Here is a 1,621-nt window from a genome sequence, read left to right on the forward strand (position 1 = left end):
CTGCTCGAACGTCTCCAGGCGTACGAGGACGACGTGCTGCGTTTCCTCGACGACCCCGCCGCGCCCTTCACCAATAACCAAGGGGAGCGTGACCTGCGGATGACCAAGGTCCAGCAGAAGATTTCAGGCTGTTTCCGCTCCTGGGAAGGTGCCGAGATCTTCTGCCGGATGCGCAGCTTCCTCTCGACGGCGGTCAAGCAGGGCCTGGCAGCGCACACCGCACTGGAACAGTTGTTTGCCGGTGAAGTGCCCGAATTCATGCGTCGGGACGGCCTGGATCAGGCAGCGTGACCTGAATAGTTACCAAAAACCAACCTAACCGACGGACTAGCAGGACTTACCCGATAGGCGACAGAAACACGGGGGAAACTCGTTGATGAATATCCACGAGAGCATGCTGGGGGAATATCAATGGTGGGCCCAGTAGGACTTGAACCTACGACCAAGGGATTATGAGTGCAACCAAGCCATTTCTGGGGAGCGCGCCTGCAGTGCATAACCCCTTAATTTCAGAAGCTTGGAGGATTCCACTTGGTACATAGATCACACAGGTAGTGCCCAATCAGCAACCAAACCGCAACCAGCGCGGCTGCCCCTCCCCCCTTCATGCTTGGCAACTGCGCTGCGCCAACTGCTAAATGAGAGTCGTCTCCGGGACCGCCACCCGGCTCTCGCGGTCATAATGCCACTCCAGCATCAGCACCTCGCCGTTGCTGGAGTGCACCATATGCTCATCAAGCACCATCTGACCGAAAACCTCAGCCTCGATGCTGTGCTTCTTAGGTAAGCCCATCATCTTCACCGCCGAGCGGGGTTACCGGTGGGTGAAGCTGGGTGGCGGCGACAGGAAGAAGAGGTCATGGCTGCAGAGTCGCTTCTTCGGCCGGTTGGCCTGCCACCACCTGCATCAGGCTATCCAGGTAGTTCGAATCCGACATGAACAGCACGTGCTTGGCACGCAGCTCCTCCGCGGTCATGCCCCAGTGGTTGTTGATCCACTCCCGCGTGGTGCTGGAAGGTGCCAGGATGACGCTTTCCAGTTCAACGTGCTCACTCTTCAGGCGCCGCTCCACATCCTTGATGCGCTCTCCGAACTCAATCTTCTCGTCCTTGGGCCCGGTATGGCGAAGCCCATGGGGGTCGACAAAGACGATGCGCTGGCGGTCGTCCTGCACATGCCAGAGGATGAAGTCGGGGTAGAAGCCACCCGCCTCGAAGAAGCCAATACCCTGCTTCACCAGGTTACGCAGCAGGTAGAGCTGTTCGCCTCGTTCAGCGAGCGCCTGCTGGTTTCTCTCCAACCACCCTTTCAATTCTTCAACAAAACGGTACTCACTGTCGTTTAGGGCAACCGGCTCGACACGGATGCGGCTGTCCTTGCCCAGGTGCAGCAGCGGACTGTAGAGGTGGGCATCGATTTGAATTGCGCTGACACCGCTGGCCTTGGATGAGCGGTAGATGGCCTGGCGCTGCTGCTCGATGGCTTCCTTCATCGTAACTATTCAGGTGGCTGCGGATGGCATGTCGCCAACCACCTGATTTTTTTGGCATAGTGTGCCTGATCCTTCGGCACGTCTATGCGGTGACATGACCATCAGCGATATCAACGTCGACGAGGCCC

At 58.1% G+C, this 1,621-nt stretch carries 2 protein-coding genes; one reads left to right on the top strand and one right to left on the bottom strand.

The window, feature by feature from the left end; translation table 11 throughout:
- On the top strand, nucleotides 1-291 hold a 291-nt coding region (locus R3F72_RS18450; RefSeq protein WP_332778557.1), incomplete at its 5' end, for an IS66 family transposase.
- A 566-nt stretch (nucleotides 292-857) separates the two neighbouring features.
- Here R3F72_RS18450 and R3F72_RS18455 read toward each other — a convergent pair.
- Nucleotides 858-1,493, bottom strand: a complete 636-nt coding sequence (locus R3F72_RS18455; protein WP_332780468.1) for a hypothetical protein — start codon at nucleotides 1,491-1,493, stop codon at nucleotides 858-860.
- Between the last annotated feature and the right edge of the window lie 128 nt (nucleotides 1,494-1,621).

The sequence above is a fragment of the Salinicola sp. 4072 genome, from assembly GCF_036663415.1.
Classification (GTDB): domain Bacteria; phylum Pseudomonadota; class Gammaproteobacteria; order Pseudomonadales; family Halomonadaceae; genus Salinicola; species Salinicola salarius_A.

Bases quoted from the DNA above. Each gene is read 5' to 3' on its own strand.
- R3F72_RS18455 (WP_332780468.1), bottom strand. From the start codon at position 1,493: ATGAAGGAAGCCATCGAGCAGCAGCGCCAGGCCATCTACCGCTCATCC.